The sequence below is a fragment of the Paenibacillus pectinilyticus genome (genome assembly GCF_001700435.1).
Classification (GTDB): domain Bacteria; phylum Bacillota; class Bacilli; order Paenibacillales; family NBRC-103111; genus Paenibacillus_E; species Paenibacillus_E pectinilyticus.
This window is the reverse complement of the sequence record NZ_LYPC01000027.1, coordinates 391,687-416,413: the sequence shown is the minus strand read 5'-3', so window position 1 is coordinate 416,413 and position 24,727 is coordinate 391,687. Positions and strand designations below refer to the sequence as shown.

At 46.9% G+C, this 24,727-nt stretch carries 30 protein-coding genes and 1 riboswitch; of the genes, 13 read left to right on the top strand and 17 right to left on the bottom strand.

Annotated features, from left to right (window positions below; translation table 11 throughout):
- Positions 1–6: 6 nt before the first annotated feature.
- Positions 7–1,275, bottom strand: a complete 1,269-nt coding sequence (locus A8709_RS23600) for a CapA family protein (RefSeq protein WP_065855768.1) — start codon at positions 1,273–1,275, stop codon at positions 7–9.
- Positions 1,276–1,417: 142 nt separating this feature from the next.
- Here A8709_RS23600 and A8709_RS23595 point away from each other — a divergent pair, with 142 nt between their 5' ends.
- Complete coding sequence (locus A8709_RS23595) at positions 1,418–2,212, top strand: metallophosphoesterase family protein (RefSeq protein WP_065855766.1); 795 nt, start codon at positions 1,418–1,420, stop codon at positions 2,210–2,212.
- Positions 2,213–2,336: 124 nt separating this feature from the next.
- Complete coding sequence (locus tag A8709_RS23590) at positions 2,337–2,558, top strand: hypothetical protein (protein WP_065855763.1); 222 nt, start codon at positions 2,337–2,339, stop codon at positions 2,556–2,558.
- A gap of 85 nt (positions 2,559–2,643) precedes the next feature.
- Here A8709_RS23590 and A8709_RS23585 read toward each other — a convergent pair whose 3' ends face one another.
- Complete coding sequence (locus A8709_RS23585; RefSeq protein WP_065855761.1) at positions 2,644–3,279, bottom strand: O-methyltransferase; 636 nt, start codon at positions 3,277–3,279, stop codon at positions 2,644–2,646.
- 136 nt (positions 3,280–3,415) lie between these two features.
- Between A8709_RS23585 and A8709_RS23580 the strand changes: the two genes are divergently transcribed.
- Positions 3,416–4,555: a THUMP domain-containing class I SAM-dependent RNA methyltransferase gene (locus A8709_RS23580; protein ID WP_065855759.1), complete on the top strand. Its 1,140-nt coding sequence runs from the start codon at positions 3,416–3,418 to the stop codon at positions 4,553–4,555.
- Positions 4,556–4,667: 112 nt separating this feature from the next.
- On the opposite strand, the gene A8709_RS23575 is transcribed toward A8709_RS23580, so the two are convergent.
- The 5 genes from A8709_RS23575 to A8709_RS23555 form a co-directional block, all read right to left on the bottom strand.
- Positions 4,668–5,156 carry a GNAT family N-acetyltransferase gene (locus tag A8709_RS23575; protein ID WP_065855757.1) on the bottom strand — a complete coding sequence of 163 codons (489 nt, stop codon included), beginning with the start codon at positions 5,154–5,156 and terminating at the stop codon, positions 4,668–4,670.
- Between the two features lie 166 nt (positions 5,157–5,322).
- Positions 5,323–5,505 (bottom strand): VOC family protein, encoded by a 183-nt coding sequence (locus tag A8709_RS23570; protein WP_065855755.1) that lies wholly within the window; start codon positions 5,503–5,505, stop codon positions 5,323–5,325.
- A 73-nt stretch (positions 5,506–5,578) separates the two neighbouring features.
- A complete protein-coding gene (locus A8709_RS23565) occupies positions 5,579–6,493 on the bottom strand; it encodes an exopolyphosphatase (protein WP_065855753.1) in 915 nt (304 codons plus the stop codon).
- A gap of 134 nt (positions 6,494–6,627) precedes the next feature.
- On the bottom strand, positions 6,628–6,933 hold the full coding sequence (locus tag A8709_RS23560) for a hypothetical protein (protein ID WP_065855751.1): 306 nt from the start codon (positions 6,931–6,933) through the stop codon (positions 6,628–6,630).
- 105 nt (positions 6,934–7,038) lie between these two features.
- Positions 7,039–7,132: riboswitch (cyclic di-GMP riboswitch) on the bottom strand.
- Between the two features lie 114 nt (positions 7,133–7,246).
- Positions 7,247–8,470, bottom strand: a complete 1,224-nt coding sequence (locus tag A8709_RS23555; protein ID WP_065855749.1) for an MDR family MFS transporter — start codon at positions 8,468–8,470, stop codon at positions 7,247–7,249.
- Between the two features lie 191 nt (positions 8,471–8,661).
- On the opposite strand from A8709_RS23555, the gene A8709_RS23550 reads away from it, so the two are divergent.
- Both A8709_RS23550 and A8709_RS23545 read left to right on the top strand, forming a co-directional pair.
- Positions 8,662–9,552, top strand: coding sequence for a TIGR01777 family oxidoreductase (locus A8709_RS23550; RefSeq protein ID WP_065855747.1), 891 nt, complete (start codon positions 8,662–8,664; stop codon positions 9,550–9,552).
- A gap of 69 nt (positions 9,553–9,621) precedes the next feature.
- Complete coding sequence (locus tag A8709_RS23545) at positions 9,622–10,116, top strand: glutathione peroxidase (RefSeq protein ID WP_065855745.1); 495 nt, start codon at positions 9,622–9,624, stop codon at positions 10,114–10,116.
- A gap of 62 nt (positions 10,117–10,178) precedes the next feature.
- On the opposite strand, the gene A8709_RS23540 is transcribed toward A8709_RS23545, so the two are convergent.
- Complete coding sequence (locus A8709_RS23540) at positions 10,179–10,400, bottom strand: YuzB family protein (protein ID WP_065855743.1); 222 nt, start codon at positions 10,398–10,400, stop codon at positions 10,179–10,181.
- Entirely contained in the window at positions 10,400–10,702 is a 303-nt protein-coding gene (locus A8709_RS23535; RefSeq protein ID WP_065855741.1) for a heme biosynthesis protein HemY, read from the bottom strand. Before A8709_RS23535 ends, A8709_RS23540 begins: the two co-directional genes overlap by 1 nt.
- 212 nt (positions 10,703–10,914) lie before the next feature.
- On the opposite strand from A8709_RS23535, the gene A8709_RS23530 reads away from it, so the two are divergent.
- The 3 genes from A8709_RS23530 to ytvI are packed head-to-tail and all read left to right on the top strand — an operon-like array spanning position 10,915 to position 13,189.
- Positions 10,915–11,274, top strand: coding sequence for a winged helix-turn-helix transcriptional regulator (locus tag A8709_RS23530; RefSeq protein WP_065855739.1), 360 nt, complete (start codon positions 10,915–10,917; stop codon positions 11,272–11,274).
- A 37-nt stretch (positions 11,275–11,311) separates the two neighbouring features.
- Positions 11,312–12,058 (top strand): type I methionyl aminopeptidase, encoded by a 747-nt coding sequence (gene map / locus A8709_RS23525; RefSeq protein ID WP_065855737.1) that lies wholly within the window; start codon positions 11,312–11,314, stop codon positions 12,056–12,058.
- Between the two features lie 18 nt (positions 12,059–12,076).
- On the top strand, positions 12,077–13,189 hold the full coding sequence (gene ytvI / locus A8709_RS23520) for a sporulation integral membrane protein YtvI (protein WP_065855735.1): 1,113 nt from the start codon (positions 12,077–12,079) through the stop codon (positions 13,187–13,189).
- 82 nt (positions 13,190–13,271) lie between these two features.
- Here the strand turns inward: ytvI and A8709_RS23515 are convergent, their stop codons facing one another.
- Positions 13,272–14,051 (bottom strand): helix-turn-helix domain-containing protein, encoded by a 780-nt coding sequence (locus A8709_RS23515; protein ID WP_065855733.1) that lies wholly within the window; start codon positions 14,049–14,051, stop codon positions 13,272–13,274.
- A gap of 120 nt (positions 14,052–14,171) precedes the next feature.
- Here A8709_RS23515 and A8709_RS23510 point away from each other — a divergent pair, with 120 nt between their 5' ends.
- Both A8709_RS23510 and A8709_RS23505 read left to right on the top strand, forming a co-directional pair.
- Positions 14,172–16,421, top strand: coding sequence for an FAD-dependent oxidoreductase (locus A8709_RS23510; RefSeq protein ID WP_065855731.1), 2,250 nt, complete (start codon positions 14,172–14,174; stop codon positions 16,419–16,421).
- Positions 16,422–16,619: 198 nt separating this feature from the next.
- On the top strand, positions 16,620–16,799 hold the full coding sequence (locus tag A8709_RS23505) for a hypothetical protein (protein WP_065855729.1): 180 nt from the start codon (positions 16,620–16,622) through the stop codon (positions 16,797–16,799).
- A gap of 368 nt (positions 16,800–17,167) precedes the next feature.
- Here A8709_RS23505 and A8709_RS23500 read toward each other — a convergent pair whose 3' ends face one another.
- The 5 genes from A8709_RS23500 to A8709_RS23480 form a co-directional block, all read right to left on the bottom strand.
- Entirely contained in the window at positions 17,168–17,380 is a 213-nt protein-coding gene (locus A8709_RS23500; RefSeq protein WP_065855727.1) for a hypothetical protein, read from the bottom strand.
- A gap of 77 nt (positions 17,381–17,457) precedes the next feature.
- Positions 17,458–18,363, bottom strand: a complete 906-nt coding sequence (locus A8709_RS23495; RefSeq protein WP_244163294.1) for a M14 family metallopeptidase — start codon at positions 18,361–18,363, stop codon at positions 17,458–17,460.
- Between the two features lie 119 nt (positions 18,364–18,482).
- Complete coding sequence (racE, locus tag A8709_RS23490; protein ID WP_065855726.1) at positions 18,483–19,292, bottom strand: glutamate racemase; 810 nt, start codon at positions 19,290–19,292, stop codon at positions 18,483–18,485.
- Positions 19,293–19,403: 111 nt separating this feature from the next.
- Positions 19,404–20,405: a polysaccharide deacetylase family protein gene (locus A8709_RS23485; RefSeq protein ID WP_065855724.1), complete on the bottom strand. Its 1,002-nt coding sequence runs from the start codon at positions 20,403–20,405 to the stop codon at positions 19,404–19,406.
- Between the two features lie 89 nt (positions 20,406–20,494).
- Positions 20,495–20,914 (bottom strand): disulfide oxidoreductase, encoded by a 420-nt coding sequence (locus tag A8709_RS23480; protein WP_065855723.1) that lies wholly within the window; start codon positions 20,912–20,914, stop codon positions 20,495–20,497.
- Between the two features lie 207 nt (positions 20,915–21,121).
- On the opposite strand from A8709_RS23480, the gene A8709_RS23475 reads away from it, so the two are divergent.
- Together A8709_RS23475 and A8709_RS23470 are read left to right on the top strand one after the other, a co-directional pair.
- Positions 21,122–21,784: a helix-turn-helix domain-containing protein gene (locus A8709_RS23475; RefSeq protein ID WP_065855721.1), complete on the top strand. Its 663-nt coding sequence runs from the start codon at positions 21,122–21,124 to the stop codon at positions 21,782–21,784.
- 116 nt (positions 21,785–21,900) lie between these two features.
- Positions 21,901–23,016 carry a phosphodiester glycosidase family protein gene (locus A8709_RS23470; protein WP_065855720.1) on the top strand — a complete coding sequence of 372 codons (1,116 nt, stop codon included), beginning with the start codon at positions 21,901–21,903 and terminating at the stop codon, positions 23,014–23,016.
- A 58-nt stretch (positions 23,017–23,074) separates the two neighbouring features.
- On the opposite strand, the gene A8709_RS23465 is transcribed toward A8709_RS23470, so the two are convergent.
- Positions 23,075–23,443 carry a YtxH domain-containing protein gene (locus A8709_RS23465; RefSeq protein ID WP_065855718.1) on the bottom strand — a complete coding sequence of 123 codons (369 nt, stop codon included), beginning with the start codon at positions 23,441–23,443 and terminating at the stop codon, positions 23,075–23,077.
- A 23-nt stretch (positions 23,444–23,466) separates the two neighbouring features.
- Complete coding sequence (locus A8709_RS23460) at positions 23,467–23,904, bottom strand: DUF948 domain-containing protein (RefSeq protein ID WP_065855716.1); 438 nt, start codon at positions 23,902–23,904, stop codon at positions 23,467–23,469.
- Between the two features lie 179 nt (positions 23,905–24,083).
- Here A8709_RS23460 and A8709_RS23455 point away from each other — a divergent pair, with 179 nt between their 5' ends.
- Positions 24,084–24,719, top strand: a complete 636-nt coding sequence (locus tag A8709_RS23455; RefSeq protein ID WP_065855714.1) for a bifunctional 4-hydroxy-2-oxoglutarate aldolase/2-dehydro-3-deoxy-phosphogluconate aldolase — start codon at positions 24,084–24,086, stop codon at positions 24,717–24,719.
- The last annotated feature ends 8 nt before the right edge of the window (positions 24,720–24,727 follow it).

Sequence of the window (24,727 nt, the reverse complement as noted above, 5' to 3'; positions counted from 1 at the left end):
CCTTTGTTATTTCTTGCTGACATTTCCTTGCGCATCGATTGTAGCACCGATAGAAATCTGACTTAACCGTTGAAATAGCTTCGTGCCATCCTCCGCATTCATCAGCGTTGGTAACGCTGATTTCGTCAAAATCGGAACTAGATGAATATCGCAGGACTTATCCTTCGTGCAAGCTGCTTCCATAATAACCGTTTCCCAGGTTTTGGGGGTGTCATTCGTTGTAAAGATAAAATTGCCAAGGCTGTAGGCAATCCATTTGCCCTTGTATTGCTCAAAGCCTTGCATCACATGCGGATGTCCACCCACTACGAGATCAGCACCAGCGTCAATATAGCGATGTGCGAGCTCCTTCTGATATTTATCCGGATTATCATCGCGTTCTACACCCCAGTGAGCCACGACGACAACGAGATCTGCTGTAGCTTTGGCTTTCTGAATCGCTTCAACGGGCGGCTTATAGTCGTAGGTCTCTGCAACTCCGGGATGTCCAGCGGCAGCTTTCCAAGATCCTTCTGGAACGACACGGCTGAAGCCAAAAACTGCGATCTTGATGCCGTCTTTCTCCACCATCACGGGTTGATAAGCTTCTGTCTTATCCTTACCTGCTCCAACACGCTTAATTCCTATTTCATCCAGCGCACTCATCGTATCCAACAAACCATCTGACCCATAATCCATCACATGATTATTCGCTAGATTCACGATATCAACACCGGCCTCTTTGAGAGGTGGCAGTGCCAAGGGTGAAGAACGATAGACATATTCTTTGGATTGAACAGTACCTCTTGTTGTGATCGGCGTTTCCAAATTGGCAATTGTAAAATCCGGCTTAGTTAAAAAATCTTTTACATTCGAATAGGGATAATCATAGCCTTTTTGCTTTAAAATATCTTCCACTTTGGAGGCCATAATCACATCACCCACAAAAGTTAACTTCACTTGCGTGCCAGATCCATCTGGCTTCCCTATCGCAGCATTTCCCGTAGGTACTGGCGTTGGTGTAACAGCACTCGATGCTGAAGGACTAGCCTTTACGCCTGCATTCGCATTCCCTGTGGACGATGTCGGTTGGGCTGATACTACTGCAATCGGTGACGGGGCAGCCCCATCCTCTTCCACCGGATTGGAATGTGAGGTCAAATAAGAAGCCCCAATCCCAACAGCAAAACAAGCAACCGCAGCAAGCGAGAAACCACCTATGAATTTAAGTGAAGGTTTTTTGCTCGGCTTTGGATCTTTTTTCGATCTACCATGTCGTTCTTGTCTGGATTCCAATCAAAACCTTCCCCTTTCCCCCTACAAATTATAACAGAAGACGACATCATTAGGTAATAGGAAGAGACTCACATTTTCAGAACGCGTCCCGTGTGGTATAACAGAAGCATTGTATGGAAAAAGAAAGGCAGGAATGTGCGCTTTGGAACGAATCGCGATTATATCTGATATTCATGGTAATCTGCCTGCGCTCGAAGCTGTTCTTCAAGATATCGAGCGTAGAGGCCTTACACGGATCCTGTGCTTAGGCGATCTCGTTGGCAAGGGGCCTAGCGCTGCAGAAGTGGTTGACCTCGTGAGAACTACATGTGAATCCGTCGTGCAAGGGAACTGGGATCTGGGGATCACCGATCCACAGGAGCAACCTGCCGGTATATGGCAGCAGCAAGCGCTTGGGGAAGCACGGTTAGACTATCTGAAGCAGCTCCCCTTCTCCATCGATATAACATTGAGCGGTAAGCGAATTCGATTGTTCCACGCTTCCGCTAAAAGCGTCTTCCATCGCTTGAAGCGGAAGGCTTCGAAGAAAGAGCGGCTGGCGATGTTTCAGCATACCAAGAAGACCGGCATTCCCGTAGATGGAATAACGCCAGATATGGTAGGTTATGGGGATATTCATATCCCTTATCTGCTAACGTTGAATAACCCTTCGGAAAAGGGCGGTAAGAACAAGGGGGAGAACACGGGTCCTCGATCCGGTCTCCAACTCTTCAATGTGGGAAGCGTCGGCCTCCCGTATGATGGCCTTCCACAGGCATGTTACTGCATCATTGAGGGCGAAGCAGATCCCGATGCGCATGCTGGATTTGCCCTGCAATTCGTGCGTGTTCCCTATGATATCGCACGTGCCGTACGAATGGCTTATGAGGCACAAATGCCTGAATGTCGGCGGTATGAATTGGAGATTTCAACGGGATTGGTGCATTTGGGGGAATGAGAGATGGCCGATGGTTGACCGAATAGACGAGTATGGCATGATTTTACCTATGGATAAAAACATATGGAAATTAATTCCACTTTATGCTAATATGGCTGTAAGATAGAAAGTGAGGAATACCCACATGCAGCTAAATTGGCGTAAAATCATTTTTATTATCGTTTGTGCAGAGTTTTTGTTCATCTATTGGAACGGTCTCGGTGCCATGAACTTCAAGCGACAACAAACGACACACCATGCTCCAACGTTGCAGCCCCAGAGCCCCCTCACCAAGCTTCAACCTTCGAAACAACAAGGCAACATCATAGAGTCTGACTTGCATATGCAAGATCAAAAGGCGTCCTAACTTAAATAAACGGATTTGGAGAAATATAGCAGAAAGAGCGATCAGCTGACTAGCAGCTAATCGCTCTTTTGTGTTGTGGCTCGTGTTATTTCACACGCGCTAAGGCCAACCCATCATAAGCCGGCAGTATCGTGCTTTCCAGCCTCGGATCATTCGCGATTCGCTGATTAAACGTACGCATCGCTTGAACCGACGCCTTCGTTTGCTTCTCGTCGACAACTTTACCGCGCATCAGCGTGTTATCGCCGGCAATGATAGCCCCTGGATTCGCCAGCTTGATAGCGAGCTCCAAGTAATTCGGATAATTCACTTTATCCGCATCGATGAAGAAGAAATCAAAGCGCTCGCCTTGCTCCAGCAGCGCGTTCAAATGATCGAGCGCTTCGCCAATCCGATACTCGACGAAGTCACCAAGGCCAGCTTCGATCACGTTATCCCTCGCTACATCAGCGAAGTCTTGTTTGAGCTCTAGGGAAAGGAGCTTGCCTCCTTCTTTTAACCCTCGCGCTAAGCATATTCCGCTGTACCCGCCTAGTGCTCCAATTTCCAGCACCCGCTTCGCACCAATCATCGTGACCATCATCGTTAGCAGTCGCCCGTAACCTGGCGCGATCGAGATTTCCGGCATATTCTTGGCCACAATCACTTCTTTCACCCGCGTAAGTACCGCGTCTTCTTCATATAAGCCTTCCATATAGCTTTCAGCTGTCAAGGTTTCCATGTATTTGACCTCCTAAATTTGCCTAATCCGAGCGTGCTTACGAATCCCCGTTTGTAAGTGTACCCTATTTGTCCTATACTTGTTAATTGTATGAGTTTTCTGAGCGTTGTACAACCCGGATGGAAGGACAATACCTATGCCACAAAAAATTGAACTAATCGCCACTTGCCCGATGGGACTTGAGGCTGTCGTTGCCCGCGAGATCCGTGATCTCGGCTATGAGGAAATGACCGTTGAGAATGGACGCGTCCGTTTCTTTGGTGACGAATTGGCCATCTGCCGTACCAATCTTTGGCTGCGGACCGCGGACCGCGTCCTCGTGCTGATGGGGCAATTCAAAGCAACAACCTTCGATGAGTTGTTCGAAGGCACCAAAGCCCTTGCTTGGCCAGACTGGATCCCGAACGATGCCGAATTCCCTGTCGAGGGACGTTCCCATAAGTCACAGTTATCCAGCGTTCCTGCTTGCCAAGGAATCGCCAAGAAAGCTGTCGTTGAGAAAATGAAGCAGCGCTACGGCACTGAGTGGTTCCCCGAGAACGGGGCACGCTACGTGATTGAAGTTGCACTGCTGAACGACATCGCAACACTGACGATCGATACGACCGGCCCCAGCCTGCACAAGCGCGGCTATCGCAAGCTTGTGACGGAAGCGCCGCTGAAGGAAACCATGGCGGCTGCTATGATCTTGCTGAGCCGCTGGAGCGTAGAGCGGCCGCTCTACGACCCGTTCTGCGGGTCGGGCACCATCCCGATCGAGGCTGCGATGATCGGCTGGAACATTGCGCCAGGCCTGCGGCGCAGCTTCCCTAGTGAGTCTTGGGGGAACGTTCCCCGCAAGCTGTGGGACAAGGCCCGCGACGAAGCGTTCGACGCGGTGAAGGACAACGTGCCGCTGCACATCGTCGGCAGCGATATCGACCCTTCTGCCATCGCCGTGGCAGAGGCGGCCGCTAAGTCAGCTGGACTGACGAATCAGTTCCAGCTGAAGGTTGAGCCCATCGCCAAAGCGCGTCCGCGCGGCGACTATGGCTGCTTGATCACCAACCCGCCGTACGGCGAGCGTCTTGGTGAAGCGCCTGATGTCGAGCTTGCGCTGCGCGAGCTCGGCGCCTTAACACGACCGATGCCGTCGTGGAGTCTGTTCATCTTAAGCCCGAGCACACAGCTCGAGCATTACATGAATCGCCGCGCTGATAAGAAGCGCAAGCTGTTTAACGGACGGATTGAGTGTAATCTGTTCCAGTATCTTGGACCTTTGCCACCACGTAGGTAGCTTTACATTAACCTCAAATAAAACAGCGGCAGCTAAGACTGAAATAACAGTCTTAACTACCGCTGTTTTTAATTTAACTTTCATAAGTTAATGGATTATTTCTAAACATGCACTAAGCCAAGAACGTTAAATCTTTGATAAACCAAGCATCCGTAGCATTATGCTCTGAACCTTCTAGTGGGCTTTCAAGTTGTTGAAAACCTAATTTGATGTACAGGAGATTGGCAGTTTGGAGTGTCTTCAATGTTTCTAAGTAACAGTGTGTATAGTGTTCCTTGGCGAAGTCGAGTGCTACTTTCATAAGATCCTTCGACAGACCCCTACCTTGCGCTTCGGGTATTATGTAGAGTTTTTGTAACTCGCAAATTCCCGGTTCCTGCCCAAATGGGGCAATTCCCACTCCGCCTACCACTTCATTTTGTTCATTCACGGCAACCCAATACTTTGCATGGGATTGTTCCTTGTAAAACTGTGCCAGACTGCTCAGTTGAGGGTCAAAATAGGCTGTTCCTGGTATGTTTAGATGGAATGATTCCAATGAGCGCTTAATAATTCGCTCTATTGTTTGATTATCCTTTTCTTCAATTTCACGAATTTGCATGGTTTCATCCCCCAGTATCTAACTAAAATAATTTTATTAACTCTACGATTTGATCCACAATATATAAATCAACAACGCCCACAGGGGAAGAGAAAGTAACAAACCCCAGAGACACCCCTTTGCGCTCGCTAACTTGGACTCCTCTTCTGTCCGTTCAGGACGGTCATTATTCCACATGCTCCACCAGCTCTAACGGTAACCCATCCGGATCCGCGAAAAACGTATCGCGATTCCCCGTAATCGGATCTATCCTGACTGTAGGGAGTCCGAGTACATCCACATAGAAATGCTTAGAACGCTCGTAATCCGAGCAAATGATCGCAACGTGATGGATCTGTTTAAGCTCCATGTGCCTATGCCTCCTAAGAAAAGTAAAACCGCATTCCGGGCTAGTCCCCTTCCTGCGGCATGTTCTTCTTATTTTAACCTGCTGCTTGCATCGTTTCAACTATGTGATTCAGAACCTCGTCTGCTTTCGCATAGTCAACCTGGCATGTTCCAGCTGCGTGGTGGCCGCCTCCGCCATTCTGAAGCATCAAATCACCGATATTCGTTTGGGCTGTGCGATTAATAATACTATGTCCACAAGCAAATACGCAGTTTTGTTTGTTTCGGCCATCTACGATCCAAATTGAAATGTTTTGCTCCGGATACAGGGCATAGACCATGAAACGATTCCCTGGATATATCGTCTCCACATCGCGAAGATCCGTAATAATTACATTGCCTTCTACACGTGTGTAGGTTTGGAGCATATCCCGATACAGAGCATCCAACTCGTAATAACGCGCAACACGTTCTTTCACGTCTGGCAGCTCCATAATTTCACTCACGGACTTAGTCGCGCAATGCTCGACGAGCTCTTCCATAAGTTGATAATTGCTGATTCGATAATCGCGGTACCGTCCTAACCCCGTGCGCGCATCCATAATGAAAGAGAGCAGGTCCCATCCGCTTGGATTCAAAATATCTTCTTTGCTAAACTGCGCAGCGTCCGCTTTATCTACGCCCTGCATAATATCATCAATATCACCGAAGGTCTCTCTTCCCCCATAATAATCGTAGACCACGCGTGCCGCGCTTGGTGCTATGCGGGTTTCCCCTTTGAAAGTGATGGATTCGCCCATACGCGTAAGCTCACTCGAGTGGTGATCAAACCATAAGCCGCACCCTGCTACATAAGGTACATTGGCCAAAATATCATTCTCCGATACTTCAATCAGTCCGTCCTGCATATCTTTGGGATGGACAAATTTCATTTCATCCACCATGTTTAATTGTTTGAAGAGCATCGCGCATACTAAACCATCAAAATCGGAACGTGTGATCAATCTCATGCCATGCATCTCCCTCGATATAGTTCTTTAGGACTAGTCATTGTAATGGCATTATTATATCAGCTACTGTCGATTGGTGACAATACAAATACATTCTTATATTTTGAAAAAAAAAGAAAAAAGAACGTTCCCGCCTAAATAGGCTGAACCGCTCTTAATTTGGATGATAAGCATTGGAAAAGTCTCGTTACAAAGCCTTCAATTTGAGCCATTGGAGGCATTTTTACAGAGAGCTTAACTTCGCCCTTCCAGTAAAATATAAGAATACTATTGTTTCTTCCGTGGAACATTTCAACGTCCCAACAAGCTTCGTTCAGCGCGTATTCTTCCCGATTAATCATGAGCTTAGGTCCATCCATGGATGGTACCAAACGTGCAACATGATTCCCGCATAGTGAGATTGCTTTCTGTTCTTCATGAAGTTGATCTTCCGATTTCATGCCGCTATAACCTCCTTCAACCATTGTTCAATTTGCTTTTATGACAGAGAAAAACCCCATCGTAGTGAACCGACTCGAGGGGGTTCTGATGTGAATTCCCAATCGTTCGGCGGCTGGCTGGCTGCTTGTCCCTTTCAGGAGAAGTAAGGCCCCTGTAGCTTTGCGTCACTGGCTTTCGCCAGTTTTGCCTTTGTCGAGATGACGTGCAAGATATGTGTTAGATGTAAAGGTAAAGATACCTTGTATACTCTCAAGGATAATGGAAGTCGATTTGAAATCGAATAGTTCCGAGGAACTAATTTTACGTAATTCATCAAAATGTTTGCATTTTCGACGCTATTTTTACCGTATTTTGACGTTTCGTGCCTCGCCAATAGAAAAAAGATCCAATAACAGATAGGAAAGCAATCCCAAGGTAGAGGGAATTCCCGCTATACGCCACTAATAAATAGCCGCCAATCCAAGGTCCAACGAAATGTCCGATGTTGTTCAGCGTTTGAGCGCCGAAATACGTCCCTCGCATATGTTCAGGAGCAAGCTTATCAATCAGCATGTTCGCAGCCGGGTAATTCAGAATTTCACCGAGGGTGAAGATCGCCATGGAAATGATGAGCCACGTTAGTGAGTGTGAGAAGGCGAAGCCAACATCCCCTAAGGCAAACATCAAGTTTCCAACAACAATCGCCGTTAGCGGCGAATATTTCTCCGCCCATTTCCCCAGCGGGATCTGTAAGGCAATGACGACGATCGCATTGGCGGACATCAAGATGGCAAACATTTTGACTCCATTTACAAAATTCAATTGCAGGTACTGTGACAAGGTCACCATCACTTGGGAATAACCGATGGCACCGATAATGCCGCCAATAATGTACAACCGGAAGGTTACATCTTTCCGAATGACACCCCAGGCTGAGCGGAACGTTACTGGTGCTTTTTTCTCACCCTCGATTTGCTTGATGCCAAACTTGATAAGCAGTGCGTAAAGCGTCACAGCATAGATGAGATAAATAATGCCTGTGAGCAAGAAAGGTAATGCACCGTTCATCGTCGCAAAAAAGGCACCTAACAAAGGACCCACAGCAACGCCTACATTAATCGCCATGTACCTTAAGGAGAACACTTGCAACCGTTTGGCCGGTTCCGTCAAATCCGCCATCAGCGCTTGGGATACAGGCTCATAGAAAGAGCGGCATAGCCCATTCAACATATTGAGGAGCATAAACAGGAGTGGTAACTTCACAATTCCGAAGCCAAGAAAGACGAATCCCCATCCGAAGAGCGCCGCGAGCATGATCACACGGCGACCAAAGCGGTCCGACAAAGTGCCACCGATAAACCCGCCAACTGTGCCTGCTAACGCGCCCATACCGATCACGATCCCGATCAAACCGGGGCTCATGGTAGAATGCTTAGCCAAGTAAATGGCAAGGAACGGCAAGCTCATGGAAGATGCCGCGCGAGCCATAACCGTACCTAGAATGAGCGTATGTACAATAGGATGGTAGGATTGTAAAAAAAGACGTGCACGATTCATAGACGATGACTCCTCTCGCTGACTTTCGAATTACCCAACGGTTAATTAATGACACCGAATTCCAATTATACACGAAAATCAACGGAACGTGTCGTAATTTCGTATGGGAACTTTAGCTTTTTCCGTGGGATATCTCTTCGTTGGTAATTCATGGCAGGAGTATTTATAATGGCGTTATGGAGGTGCTACTTATGAAAATAGCGATCACGGGCGGCAGCGGCTTTATAGGCAGGCGGTTAATTACATACTGGTTAGGGCAAGGTCATGAACTCATTAATATTTCACGCTCTTCGACAAAGAACATCCCTGGTGTCCGAACGGTTACATGGGATGAGCTACAGAGCAATCCTAACCAGCTTGGTGGGCTGCATGCGATTGTGAATTTAGCTGGGGAGTCGATCAGTCAACGCTGGACAGCCGCGGCGAAGAAACGGATCCTCAAGTCCCGCCTTTCGGCTGCAGAGCGTGTGGCACAGCTAGTAGCTCATTTGGACCCGAAACCGCAGGTCGTTGTGAATGCTTCCGGCATGTCGATTTACGGGACTTCGGAGACGGCAACCTTTGATGAGCAAAGCCCTCATCGGGCAACCGACTTTTTAGCAGAAGTTGTTGAAGAATGGGAGCAAGCGGCAGATCTCATCCGAGGTCCCCGCATCGTGAAAGTGCGCGTCGGCCTGGTCCTTGATAGGAAAGAAGGCGCCTTCCCTAAGATGGCGCTTCCCTATAAGCTTGGCGTTGGCGGTACGGTAGGCAGTGGCAGACAATGGCTTTCTTGGATACATATCGAGGATATGGTGCGGTTAATTGATTTCTGTGTGCAAAATGAAGCCATCGTCGGTCCTGTGAATGCCACGGCTCCCCATCCAGTCACGAATAAGGAATTCGGTCGTGTACTAGCTAAAACGATGCGCAGACCCAACTTGTTCCCTGTTCCAGCCTTTATGTTGAAGCTGATCTTCGGTGAGCTTGCAGTTCTCCTCCTGGAAGGTCAGAAAGTGATCCCTCGTGTCCTGCAGCAGCATGGGTTTACGTTCCGGTTCACAACGATTGAAGGGGCTCTTGCAGATATTTTGAAAAAATAGCTTCCCTTTTCAATAAAAGTTGTGTACAATTAAATTGTGATAAATAATAATTCGGAGGGTTGTGACCTTATGAGCGTACATCAATTTCAAGTGAAGACGATTCGCGGTGAAGAGAAATCCCTTGCCGATTACAACAACCAAGTCTTGCTTATTGTCAATACCGCGACGAAATGCGGATTAGCTCCTCAATTCAAAGGGCTTCAAGAGCTGCACGACACATATAAAGACCAAGGATTTAGTGTTCTCGGCTTTCCTTGCAATCAATTCAGGGATCAGGAGCCAGGGGATGACACACAGGTTGAACAGGCGTGCCAACTTAACTTTGGCGTTGATTTCCCGCTTTTCTCCAAAATCGATGTCAATGGCGCGGATGCCCATCCGTTGTATCGTTATTTGAAGAGCAAGGCATATGGCCTGTTCGGATCCGGCATTAAGTGGAATTTCACGAAATTCCTCGTGGACCAACATGGTAATGTCATCAAACGCTTCTCCCCAACGACGAAGCCAGCGAAGATCGATCGTCAAATTCGTAAGCTGCTTGAGAAATCATCGGTTCACGCTTAATCGAGTTGACGTTCTTGGGAACGTAAAAAAGCATCCTGTCCAATCGGACGGATGCTTTTTGCTTATTTCACATATTTCTTCGCTTTTTCAATCGCTTCGTCTTCCGTTGCGGCAGTTATATAACGGCCATTAATAAATATAAATGCAAACCTGGAACATGGACCGCAATACGATTTACACGCAACTTTGACTTCGGTATCCGGTGCAATGGCACTGATCTTCGTAAGTGCCGATTTCACCTTCATGTGTTTGCATTTATCACAAATGCGAATATCATTGCGCATTAGTGGTCTCCGTGGTTCCCCTTGCTAGGGTTCGTGATCATAAAGCCTTCTTCAGGTGTGTAGAAGTAGTCAATACGAATACCGTCCAAAAGCGGCTCCGTTTGATCCAATAACACATCAATGCCTTTATCCGTGCTAACCACGACATCATTCGCTGATTTATCGTCAAGACCCAAACCATAGTGAGCATGATCACCATGCTTATGCGTCACTTGTACACGAACCAATAATCCTTGGTTTTCTTCTTTATTAAGCTCCAATTGAAGTACCTTTGCTGCATTGCGTGAAATTTTGACTTTCATATGTACACATCTCCTGAAACAATAAATTTTAACTCTATTGTAAAGAATCTACGTCACGAAATCAACCTGTCCGAATTCCCCCTACTATTGCCAAAAGTCATAAGGAACTTTAATATACATAGTAGTATGAGTAATACCCCCTTATTATAGTATGGAAACTTACTTACCTCAAAGTAAGTACCTTGTTGACTTTGATGAAAGGAAGCGATCTGATGTCCACGTTAGAAAATGAAAAAGTCGCTCCACTCAGCAATTATGTTCCCAAAATACCGAAGGAAATCGAATGCTCTATCGAACGTACACTTGAAGTGATCGGCGGTAAATGGGCATTTCTTGTACTGCGTGAATTATTTTGCGGAACGAAGCGTTTCGGAGAACTCCAACGTCAAATTCTAGGGATCAGTCCCAAATCATTAACGGATATTCTTCGCCATTTGGAGGAGCATGGTGTGTTGGAACGCATGGCCTTCCCAACAGTCCCTGTAACCGTGGAGTACACCTTGACACCAAAAGGGCAAGATTTGCATCAAATTATTAAAGAGATGAAGCTTTGGTCTGCAAAGTGGACATAATGGATAATTAGGGAACAACGAAGAGGAGTGGTACTTGATGATTACAATTAAAACAAAAGAACAAATTGCCGCTATGGGAAAAGCAGGTCGCATCCTTGCTGATTGCCATAAAGAAATTGCGAAACTGATTCGTCCCGGCATCACGTCTTGGGAAATCGACCAATTCGTTGAAGGCTTTCTTGCTAAACATGGCGCAACGCCTGAACAAAAAGGCTACCACGGCTACCCCTACGCGACATGTGCGTCGGTCAATGATGTGATTTGTCACGGCTTCCCGAAAAAAGAGCCTTTAAATGATGGCGACATCGTGACGATTGATATGGTCGTTCGTATTGACGGCTGGTTGGCTGACTCTGCTTGGTCTTACGCGGTAGGCAACATTTCCCCAGTCGCTGAAAAGCTCCTGCAAGTAACGAAAGAATCGCTATATAAAGGTATTGAGCAAGCGGTGATCGGAAATCGAATCGGGGATGTTTCCCATGCTATTCAAGTTTATGCCGAGTCACACGGCTTCTCAGTTGTGCGAGATTTCATAGGCCACGGTATTGGTTCCGAAATGCATGAAGAGCCGCAAGTTCCTCATTATGGTCCTGCTGGGAAAGGGCCGCGCATTAAAGAAGGCATGGTTTTCACTATCGAGCCGATGCTCAATGTCGGTAAATTCCATTCCAAAGTGGATCAAGATGGGTGGACAGCTAGAACTTACGACGGCAGTCTATCTGCACAATATGAGCATACCATTGCGATTACAAGTAATGGCCCGGTTATTTTGACAGAACAATAATGTTTTGGAGGCACATGGATGATTTCTTTTTACAAGAAATATTGGCGAACGGTATTTGATATTGCGCTTATTGTTTTAACGGTCTACTTATTCATGCTGTTATTCAGTTATTTGTACGCAATCGCCACACCGATCTTCCTGGCTCTGATCATTTTCATGATGATCGAGCCTCTGGCTCGGTTTCTGAACCGCAAAGGGATGCGTAAATCGCTGGCCTCGGCTATTTCGACCTTGGTGTTCGTCCTGATCATCCTAGGAGCTTTGGCCGGAGCAGCTGTCATTTTCACAAGTCAGATTATGAGTCTTGTGGATAAGATCGATGACTATCAGGCGATATTCAATGATCAAATCGTTAACAGAATAAGTGACTTAACAGATCGCTTCCAGACGCTCCCTCCTGATGTGATTGCCAAAGCTAAGGATTATGCCGGTCAGTTTGCTGGGAAAGCTTCTACGTTCCTTGTCGCCTTCTTATCCGGGTTAGTCTCTTCCTTGACCTCCTTCTCTACCTTCATGTTCAACTTCATCGTCGGCATTATTCTCGCATATTTCTTGAGCATTGAGATTGAATCTTGGAAACGGCTTGCCAGTGAACAAACACCGAATACCTTCAAATCAGCCTTCTTCTTCCTCAGGGAGAATGTTGTGAAGGGGATTGTTTCCTACATAAAAGCACAGGCCAAGCTGATCTCTTTAACGTTCATCGTTATCTTTATCGCATTGCTTGTACTTAACGTGAACAATGCTTTTTCCATTGCCCTTTTATCAGGTGTGTTTGATGTCTTACCTCTTCTTGGGGTTTCCACTTTGTTCATTCCGTGGATCATCTACCTGTTTATCGTTGGCAATACAACACTTGCGATCTGGCTCAGCGCCTTACTCCTTGTTGTTATTCTCGTCAGACAGATTATGGAGCCGAAAATCACGGGTGAATCACTTGGCGTATCGGCGTTTACAACTTTAGCGTTCATGATCATTTCGTTATCGCTATTTGGTGTTGCCGGAGTCATTCTATCGCCTGTTCTCATCATTCTGATTAAAGCCCTACATACGCAAGGCTATTTGCAGCGTTGGATTCGTAAGCCAGAAAATGAATATGCAGAGGGTACACTGCCGTATACGGGTGATTGATGTTTAGAAGCCCCTAGTTCTTCCTGTTGAAGAATTGGGGGCTTTTTGTTGTACAGCTTCTGTGTCTCGACTGTGTGCCACGTTACACGTGATGCATGCTGCGGTAAACCGATGGCGCCATTCCGATTTTTTGTGAAAACACGCGGCTCAAATAGAAACCATTCTCATAACCGCAATGCGATGCAATGACATCCAAGGTAAACGTCGTTCCTTCTAAAAGATGCCTTGCACGCGTTAGACGCAGATCATTAATAAACTCAGAGGGTGTTTGAGCAAAAGCTTTGCGAAACCTGCGGGTAAACTGAACGGGCGTTAAGCCTAGGCTTACTGCGAGGTCATGCATGGATAAATTCGTATAGGCAAGTTCGATGAGAGAGCTACGTGCGCTATCCATTTGCTCGTCAATAATAGTGGCCGGCTGTTCATCTCTAATATTCCGGTCCATCTGCACCATTCTTAGCAGATCATTCAAAAGATATAGCTTATGCTGCGTGCTCTCCTCATCCCAGCCTTGAAGCTGTCGCAAATAACGATAATTTGAAGTGAGCCGCGGTGTGTCGTGTAGCGTAAGCTTCCCTTGCCAGCCTTTTTCTCTTTCCAAATTGGCATCACTCATGAATTGTAAAAAGTGAAACGTAAGCGGTTCTAATGTTTTTCTTCGAAATACATAATGCGGCGGACATAGCACTAGATCTCCGAATCTCGCTTCGCCAAGCTCCTCCCCGATTTCATAGAGAAAGCTCCCCTCTTCTACCGCAAACAACGTCCATGAATCATATTCATCTCTTTCAAACATGAATTCTTTCTTCTGCTTCCAATACACATGTGAAAACAGTTTCAAGGCTGGGTCATGAATGGTCATTTCCTTACCCTCCGAAATGAAATAAAGTATATGCCCATTGTAACTCACTGTATGTTAAATGCCTATCCTCTCTTTTACAATGAAAGCAGGGATATACTACTACTAGTGAGGTGCTTATAGATGAGGAATGAAATCGTTACATCTGATATAACCGTCGTAGGTGGAGGCTTAGCAGGCGTATGCGCAGCAGTAGCTGCTGCACGACTTGGTCAAACTGTCTCTCTCGTTCAAAACCGCCCCGTCCTTGGAGGCAATGCAAGCAGTGAGATTCGCGTATGGGTGTGCGGAGCGACTTCACACGGTGTTCACCGTAATGCCCGCGAAACGGGTATCATGGGTGAGTTATTTGTGGAAAATCAATATCGGAATATCGATGGTAATCCTTATATTTGGGATTTAATTGTGCTGGAGAAAGTGAAAGCCGAGCCGAATATTACCCTATTTCTGAATACCGATGTTCACGAGGTAGAAGCTTCTGGAGATGACGATAACCGAACGATTCAAGCTGTCACAGGGTGGATGATGGGGTCTGAGCGTAGAATTCGTTTCGAAAGCCGCGTGTTCCTTGATTGTACGGGGGATGGTTTAGTCGGTTTCCTTGCCGGCGCTAATTTCAGAATTGGCCGCGAAGCACAGGACGAATTTAACGAAGAATGGGCACCACTAGTGCCAGATGATATTACATTAGGAAGCACCCTGCTCTTTTATACAAAAGATGTAGGACGTCCGGTTAAGTATATCGCGCCTAGCTTCGCCAAGGATATTATACAAACCTCGATTCCCATGAAACGTGTGATTCGCAGCGGGGATAATGGTTGCGCTTACTGGTGGATTGAGTGGGGCGGCGAGCATGACACGGTGCATGATAATGAGCGAATTCGCGATGAGCTGTCCTCTGTTATTTATGGGATTTGGGATTATATCAAAAACTCAGGAAAATTCGACAGCGCTAATTTAACACTGGAGTGGATCGGTTCGATTCCGGGCAAAAGGGAATATCGCCGCTTTGTCGGAGACTATGTGCTGAATCAAAACGATGTCATCGCACAAGAATTGTTCGAGGACCGTGTTGCCTTTGGCGGTTGGTCCATTGACTTGCATCCGCCGCAAGGCATGTATGCCACAGTCAGTGGCTCCAAGCATATGCATATGGACGGCTCGTACCATATTCCATTCCGTTCCCTCTATTCGTCCAACGTGTCGAATATGCTTATGGCAGGGCGCAATATCAGCGCGTCGCACGTGGCTTTTGGGACGACGCGCGTGATGGCGACGTGCGCCGTTATCGGCGAAGCCGCTGGCACAGGCGCTGCGCTCTGTGCGGCGAAAGACATTTCGCCGCGTGAGCTGCACGGCGAGCACTTGAGCGAGCTGCAGCAAACGCTGCTGCGGCAGGATGCGTCGATTCTCGGCGTAGCGAATACGGATGCGACTGACCTCGTGCTGAACGCAGAGATGACGGCGTCCAGTACGCTGACGCAGCTTGGGCTGGAATCGTCCGCGGGGGTCTACCCGTTGAAGACAAATCTCGCGCTCTTACTGCCCGTAGATCCGTTCCTAGACGGCTTAGAGCTCTTGTTAGATGCTGGGGAGGATACCGAGCTTAGCGTCGAATTATGGCACACTGAGAAGCCTCAGAACTACGTTCCCCACACGCTAGTTACCTCTGTAGTGGTACCCGTCACGGCAGGAAAGCATCAATGGGTTACGGCTGCGCTGAAATGGGAGCCTGAGCAGGCACAAAATGCCTTCATCGTGATCAAAAGCAACCCAGCGCTATCCGTACATGTATCGGATCGCCCGCAATCCGGCGTCCTATCGTTTAAGTACAATCCTGCACCAACAGATAACCGTGACTATGGAGATATGCACCACCATCAGCCAGTGATTGATTGGAGCGCGTATGATTTCGTACGGAAACCGATTTGTTTCCGACTGCTCTCCCCTACTTCTGCTTATGGCGCTGATAAAGCGGCGGACGGTTACAAGCGGCCTTACGGCAGTCCGCATCTTTGGTCTTCCGGTGCTGTCGGTGCTTCTGCACCAGCTTGGCTGGAGGCTAGCTGGTCTGAGCTTCAACGTATCAAAAGCGTTCATGTTACTTTCAATGATGACGTGAACGAAGATTTAATCAATTTGCATCATCATCGTACTGAATTCGAGGTCATTCCTGAGTTAGTGAAAGACTACAAGCTGCAAGCTTGGGTTGGGCAGGAATGGACTACGGTTGCTGAGGGACTGGGCAATCATACAAGGCATCATGTACATGTGCTTGACGAAGCGATTACAACAAGCCGACTTCGTGTTGTCGTTGAAGCAACGAATGGTTCTGCGCATGCAGAGATCGTGGAGTTGCGCTGTTATCAATAGGGTTTCTCGGAGAGTCGATATTTCCACCTGTGAGGGGGAATATCGGCTCTTTTTACGAGGTAAACGTGTGGACAAGCATTGCTAATTATTTGGAAAATAGGCATGAAGTCCTCTTGTTTAACCTTACATGGTGTGTTATATTAAAAGTGCATAGAATCAATGTTTTCGCTTTAAATAGCTGACATAGGAGTGATGAAAATGCCCAACAGTTTCGTGCAAATTCCGCAAGGCGAGGAAATAATTCGTGTCGAAATGACTGTTAAGGAAGCGCTTGCATTGACTGGAGCCAAATTTAATGCGAATCACAAATTGGAAACGGATGCCATCAAGAAGCTTAAACAATCCTTGGAACATAAATTGCTTACACCCCACCACTAATCCCACTACCATCTAGTCCTGTTGAGCGTAAGCTCGCAGGGCTTTTTATTTTGGTGTGATGGGGTAGGGATAAGTAGATGTAGAATGGTTCGAAGACTGCTGAAATTGGATCTGCACGTTTTATTGAAGATTTCACTGTAACGCCATGCAATGGCGTGGCCGTTCGGTTTCTTGGCTGGTCGGGATTGGAAGGAGATTAGCGGACAGAAATTGCTTAGCCTCGGGTTCCGTGCCTAACACCCAGCGTTCCCTTGCTTAGCCTCGGATTCCGTGCCTAACACATACCTCTTTCTTGCTTAGACTCGGTTTCAGAGCCTAACCAAAACAACCAACAAAAATCCGCCCCATCACAACGGGCGGATTCTGATTTAGTTTATTTTCCTTCTCGTCAATATACAAGGAACGCCTTTACCAACAGCTCCTGGCACTTTCATCATATCTAGGTAGTGCATTCCCCTTGCACATGGGGTTTTGCACACGGCACAGGTGGATGATTCAACTAATCTCATCGTGTACTGGGCACGAGATGAAAGTTCTTTCTTTTTCTTAACGGCCTTCCCTTTCCCTTTAGGTGGTGCCATATTCACGCCTCCCCAACAACTTCCTCGCTTCAGTATATGAAGCCTAGGCGAATGGGTTCATGGCGAATAAGCACAAGTTACGAAACATTTCCCCGCTCATACTCCAAAGCCGTCAAAAGAATCGGAACTAACTCCTCGTACAGCGACGCGAAAGTTTCGACAGGCAGCGGATTCACGCCATAGCCAACCTCGACGGTGTAGCCTGGTTTGCGGTATTGCTGGATGAACCAATCCTTATACCCCGCATCGCTGCCAGTCAGTTTTACGGCCTCATATCCGCTGGCTAACGCTAATTTATGTGCAAAAGTCTCGGCATCCTCCGGTTCATAATCCCGGTAGTTCCAATAAATCTCTCTTCCTTGTGTATGTAATGCGACGACCAGCTCGAAATCATGGAACTCCGTGAACCGAGCTAACGCAGCGGCCTCTGGCTCCGACAATGGCACCTCGCCACCATAATCACGCTCTCCTGGGCCGTCGTGTTCTCTTCGCAGCTTCTCTTCTTCCCAGTGAGCGGGGAATTGATCATTCAGATCCACGCCGCGAATATTCGCTTTCCAATTCAAAAACGACAGAGATCCCTGGTTCCACGCCACCAACGCTTCGCGGAATGGGTGCTCTTCTGGTGGCAATCCAGATAAGACTAGCTCGACGCCGTCTGGATTCACCATGGGTACAACCCATAGCGAATACTCCGACAAAATACGCCTTACATTGCGACCCTGCCAAGCGGTCCCTCTCGCATAAGAACAAGCGAGATCTTCGACAAATTGCATCAGCAGCGGCGCGGTTATCCATTCGTTCGCGTGCATCGCCGCGTTGAAATGAATTTCCTTGCTGCCATGACCAATGCGAAGCGCATGCAGGCTTCTCCCCATTACGCTCTGACCGATACTGGCGATTTGTAAAAAGGGATATATTTTGCTTAAACGATTCAGCTCCTCGCCCAGCGCCTCATAACCATAACCTAACACATCAATCACCTCACAGCTTTCTGCATCTCTTGTATGGCTATTCTTATGCCTATAGGGCACAAATCATGCGGTACGCCTCAACTGCCTGTGGAAATAAAAATAGACCCCTGAGGGTCTATTCTCGCTCTTTATATAATACTAGGTATCTGCCATACAACAGGCTTAAGGGCAATTTGATCCTTGAGCCAACTCAGTGCGATTTGCTTGAACACCACAGGTTCGCCACTGCAGAAAAACTGATGAACTGGCATTTCACTCGAATTCGAAAGTAGGCCTCGCTGCTGCAGGATCGTGCTAATATCTCTTGCCGTCTCTTCCGCCGATGAAATTAAGGCTACCTCGGGACCCATGACCTGTGAGATCGACTCTGTCAGAAAAGGATAATGCGTACAGCCTAAGATTAAGCAATCTATAGGCTTTCCTCTCAACGGCGATAAGGATTGTTCCACGACATCGTATGCACTTTCACTGCTAAAAAGCCCTCGCTCCACAAATGGAGCTAACAACGGACAAGCTTCGCTGTAAACACGGATGTCCGGGGATATCATCTTTAATGCTGTTTCATACGCTTGACTGCGTATGGTTCCGTCCGTTCCTATGACACCAATCATACCACTCCGTGTCGATTTGATTGCCGCTCTTGCCCCTGGAGATATAACACCTACAACAGGGATCGAGACACGAGCACGAATGTCTTCGATCGCGACAGCAGTGGCCGTATTACAGGCAATAACAATCATTTTGGGATTAAATTGAAGTAAGTAATCTACGATTTGACGTGTAAAGTGACGAACTTCACTTGCAGCTCGGGGGCCATATGGACTCCTGGCCGTATCTCCAAAATAAATGACTTTTTCATGCGGCAGCTGTCTCATCACTTCTTTTACTACAGTCAATCCTCCGACTCCGGAGTCCAGTACGGCTATCGCTTGCTGCACACATATCCGCTTCCTTTGCCGGTTAATAAATTAATAAACCACATGGTTAGAATATGTGCGGACAAGCTCAAAGGTACCAACGGTACTAAACCAGTTTTGCTCCCATTCTCCTTACTTTTTAGGCTGAAGATCCGTAACAAGTCCGAATTCATAACCTCTTTTGATAATTTCCTTACAAATCCGATCTAGCGCCTGCATGTTTTCTTCCGACCCTTGATGCATTAAGATGACATTCCCATCATGCAGATTATTCATAATGTCGTTATAGGGATCCTCCGCGCCGTTCGCTCTTGGTTCCCAGTCGCGCATAGCGGTTGACCAGAAAACAGAGGTGTAGCCCATACCGGAAACTAAGCTTAAGTTATGAGGATTGTAGTGACCATAGGGGAACCGGAAATATTTCCCAACTTCCTTTCCCGTAATTTGTTTATATAAAACTTCAAAATCTGTAACTTCTTTGCGAATTTGATCGTCTGTTAAATCGTTGAAGTCTGTATGCGTCATCGTATGGTTAGCTACGAAGTGCCCGTCCGCTACAATTCTTTTCAAATAATCGGGATTCTTCTTGATGTTATTGCCAGTAATAAAGAAATTGGCTTTGACACCATTCGCTTTCAAAGATTTCAGCATGAGGTCAACCTCGATGAGGGGTCCCCCTGCATCTATGGTTAAATACACCTTTTTACCCGTGCCTACCCAGACCGCTTTCTGATCGGCACTGAACGATTTGGTTTCTTTCGGAAAATCAGGAACCTGACCTGTTTTTTTCTTCATATAGTACCAAGAATAAGGTGTTCGATCAGCCGGCAAAGCCTTAGCTTTGGCCGTGTCTTCCTTTATCACTGGTTTCGGTGTGGCGGTTGGCGCCGCTGTTGCAGGCGTCTTCGTTGGCTCAGGCGTAGATTGATGTGTTGCTATCGGTGTATCTGTCGGTTTGGGCGTACTAGATGGCTTAGGCGTCGGAGTTGGAGAGATTTGAGGAGCTGTTGGCGTTGGCGCGGCCGGAGTTGCGGCTGGATTACCAACAGGGGGTGATAGGCTTATGTCTGCACAACCGACCAAGGTTACGCTCAATATGATCAGCAGTGCAGCATTTCTGGTAGAATTTGTCATCAGATAACACCTCGTTAGGAAATGAACTCTTGCTCTTTCCATTCGACAGTGACTGACAAAATACCTGCCTACTTATCGACTCGCGGATGTTATTTCGTAGCGCGATACGTCAAGAATTGTAAGATTGTAATGAGGAGGAACGCAGTCCCTGCCAACATCGGAATCGTAATAAAACCAAGCCAGTTTATGTAGTCGGTATCACAAGCAATGGGGCCGCACCCTGTGCCGGACTCTTTGAAAACACCCATTTGCAATAAAATGTGGTAGACAGAAATACATGCTCCCCAGATCGTTAACGGCAGTACATAAATGGTTAGTTTGTAGTCTCTACGCACCGCTGCAATTCCTAGAATAATGACTAATGGGTACATGAGAATACGTTGATACCAGCACAATTTACACGGTGCAAAATGCATAATTTCCGAGAAATATAAGCTTCCAAGCGTTGCAACTAGCGCTACAAGCCAAGAGAGATGCATGCCGTTGTCGCGGAACCATTTTTTGGACATTTCAATTCATCCCCTTTCTTCTATCCTATTATAAAAAAAGAGTGGAAAGATGTCACGGGATTGATTCTCTCGACCTACTAAATCTTCGATTTGCTTACGAATACTATAAAATGATGGCTGACAACTCAGGTAATTAGCACCAATACGTACTACGAACGTTTCTATTTTGTGCAAATTCAATTACAATTAACATACGGAGGGATTCCTATGATGAAGCAATTTGAAGGATTCGGAAAGTTTTTGGAGAGCTTACGAGGGAAAATGTCCTTACGTGAAGCGGCCTCTAAGAGTGGACTTTCCCATGCCTATATAAGAGATTTGGAATTAGAGCGAAATCGCTCAACGAATGAAAAGATTAAACCATCCCCTGTCACTTTAAAAAAATTGTCGGACGCCTATAAGTTTTCATATACAGATCTCATGGAGAAAGCCGGCTATCTTGAAAAAGAGACAGTAACCGAGTCGAATACGCCGCTGACTCTTCCTATGGAAGACATTCTCTTTATTGAAATTAGTTCCACGGAACTGACGTATCATACAAGACTTGGCAACCGCAAGCTGCCGATGCAATCCCTACTCGACTTTAGTCATTTTCTCGACCAATTAGAAGTACATGGCTTTAAGAAAATGGATGCTGATTTATTCGTCAATTTATCTCATGTACAGAAGTACAATGCTTCAGAAGGCAAACTTTATTTCGACCCCCTAGGGGTGAGTGTAAGTGTGACTATCGCGGCATTTCGGCAAAAGAAATACCATGATCTGCTCTTGAAAACAGTTGCCCGTCATACAGGAAACGACCTCGAATTTCACTTCGATCGCAGCCGAGTCAATGACTCCCTTCTAGCTCCTATCAAAGGACACGTATAAATTTTTACAAAAAAAGGAGAAAAGTTCAGGATATTCTGAAACCTTTTCTCCTTTCTTTTCGTCTTATTAGATGACGATATGGCTTGATTAGCGTAAGAGAGGAAAGATGTCGTACCATGGCTGTTCAACCAACAACCTCCCGACAGATAACCAGGCAGACGCGCGTAAAGCGCAAGAAATCTAAGGGACTTCGTTTTTTTGGCTATACACTGTTAAGCTTCACTTTACTCGCTATTATAGGTTTATGTTGGTTTTTTCTGAGTGCATCCGGCTCGAGCTTGCGTTTTATGATGGCAGATACCTTGATCACGACACAGCACCGCGATTGGGCCAAATATTTAATCGGTACACCGGAATTGCAAAAACGTGTTGAGGCGTACTCCAAGAGCTTCGATGATATGGGCGCTGAGAAAGATTTGGGGCTCGTAGACGTTCAACCTAAGCCCTCAGAAGCTCCTGTTACCGGCAAAAAAGAATTAGTGACCATTGAGCCGATTTCAGGCAACAACTTTAAAGGCCAGCTGGTCACGATCTCAGATCCCACCAAGCTGCGTATTGGCGTACCGGACAAAGTGGGCAAAGGAGAAAAGGTCACCTCTATGGTCAAACGCACAGACGCTATTCTAGGCGTAAACGGCGGCGGCTTTATCGATCCGAATTGGGAAGGCAATGGTTTTCAACCGGAAGGCGTCGTGATCTCTGGCGGCAAAATCTTCTACAATGATAAAGGCATGAATGGTTCTGTGCAGGTCGTAGGGATCGATAAGCAAGGCCGGATGATCGCTGGGAAATACAAAGTATCCGAGCTGCTTGAGATGGGTGTGCAAGAAGCGGTCTCCTTCTCTCCGCGATTCATCGTGAACGGTGTCGGACAAATCAAGAGCCAAGCCGATGGCTGGGGGATCGCGCCGCGGACGTGCATGGCCCAAACGAAAGATGGCTCCATTCTGTTTGCCATTATTGATGGCAGACAAACGCATAGTATCGGGGCAACCCTCTATGATGTACAACAAATTTTCCTTGCACATGATGCGATTACTGCCGCGAATCTAGACGGCGGTGCCTCAACGGTGCTCGTCCATAACAATGCTATTATCAATAAACCATCCAGCGAATATGGGGAACGTTACCTTCCTACAGCATGGCTCCTTTTCGACCATCCGGAAACAGCCGTGATCAAGAACGTATGGGAAGGGCTGGATATCAGTAAAATCGACCCTTCTAAGTGGTAAATAAATGGAAAAAGCAGCGTGCCGTCGATAAAAGGCACACTGCTTTTTTATTCAAATCTTAGCGGTTACCTATAATCACTAAGTCTTCCGCGGCACCTGATGCCTCTATTTCATCCAGAACTTCATCCACCGATTTCGTTTCTTTCCATGAGCGAACCGTCTCAACCACATTTGCTGCTGTATCTTTGGCTTTACCTACAAGTTCAGACGTTGTTGTGCTCACTGTTTTGGCAGCAGCTTGCGTTTTTTGGCCAACTGTCGTAGCTAACTGAACCGTTTTATCCGTCACCGCAACAGCTCCTTCAGCGATATCACTGCGCAGCTCACGACCAGACTTTGGTGCGAATAGCAGCGCAGCTGCCGCTCCAACGACACCACCGACAACAGCACCGATGAGAAGATCTTTACCTTTTTTTGCATTAGACATCGTAAACACACTCCTTATTGTTCCTATTTCGCATTCCGATGCGCCTTCCAACGCTGCCACAGTTCAAATCCTGTCGTTGCCCATTCCATGGCGTCATAAATACGCTTCTGGTGCGTATGTATAACCTTTTCCGCACCGAGCATCGACTCATTCACCATGCGTGTGGCCTTGCGCAGCGTGGAAGCGACTTCCCCTACAGCCGCCCCTGCTTTTTCGACCGACTGGATACTCGGCTCTAACGCAAGGAGTTGTAAATGTACCTCTTCCGTAAACTGCCCTATTTGCTTAATTAGATTCTCCGCTTGCTCAGTTGTTTGAACGGCCTGTTGTTTGACTTCCACAATTGTGTCCCCTAACAGGTGCAGCGTTCGTGTTGCCGTGATAAACAAGCGTACGGTGAACGCAATAAGCACTAACACAGCAGCAGCCACGCTGACGATACTAATCTCTGTCCATGTCATAATGGGCACCTCCTAAGCGCTGAAAGCTGTGAAGGATGATGAGGCTTCTAGACGAATGCCTATGAATTACTACAGTATAGGCAGCATGGGCTCGTTTTGACACAAAGTTACTGGAAAAATTTCTGGAACCTGTCATAATAAAACTCAAATGAATGGAAACAAGTTAGGGGAATCTTACAATGAATCGAGAACAAGGCATTCAAGAAATTGAACGTACCCGTATTATGGCCATCGTCCGCGGCGTCAAAGAAGAACACATTCTATCCGTAGCTGAAGCCCTTTTCAAGGGCGGCGTTACGGTCATGGAAGTCACATTGAATACAGTTGGTGCACTGCCCATGATTCATAAACTGCAGCAGCAATGGGGAGATCGCATGTTTATCGGAGCTGGCACTGTCCTAGATCTAGATGATGCGAAGCAAGCTGTTCTGGCTGGCGCTTCTTTCCTTGTCACACCGAATTTGGATGAAGAGGTCATTCGTTGGTCGAGTCAAGAAGGTGTTCCGATCTTCCCAGGTGCGATGACACCAACAGAAGTCGTGAAGGCGTGGAAAGCCGGGGCTACAGCCGTCAAAATTTTCCCAAGCGCAAGCTTGGGGCTGCCCTATATCAAGGAATTGATGGGACCTCTGGACAAAATCCCAATGATGGCAGTCGGAGGCGTAACAGAGGGGAATATCAAGCAATTCATCGAGATTGGCTGTTATGGTTTAGGGATAGGCGGCTCGCTTATTAATTTAAAGGAAATCGAAGCAGGCAATTTCGGCTGGATCACAGACAAAGCTGTTCAATTGCTAGCTGCGTCTAGGAATTAAGCTTAAGC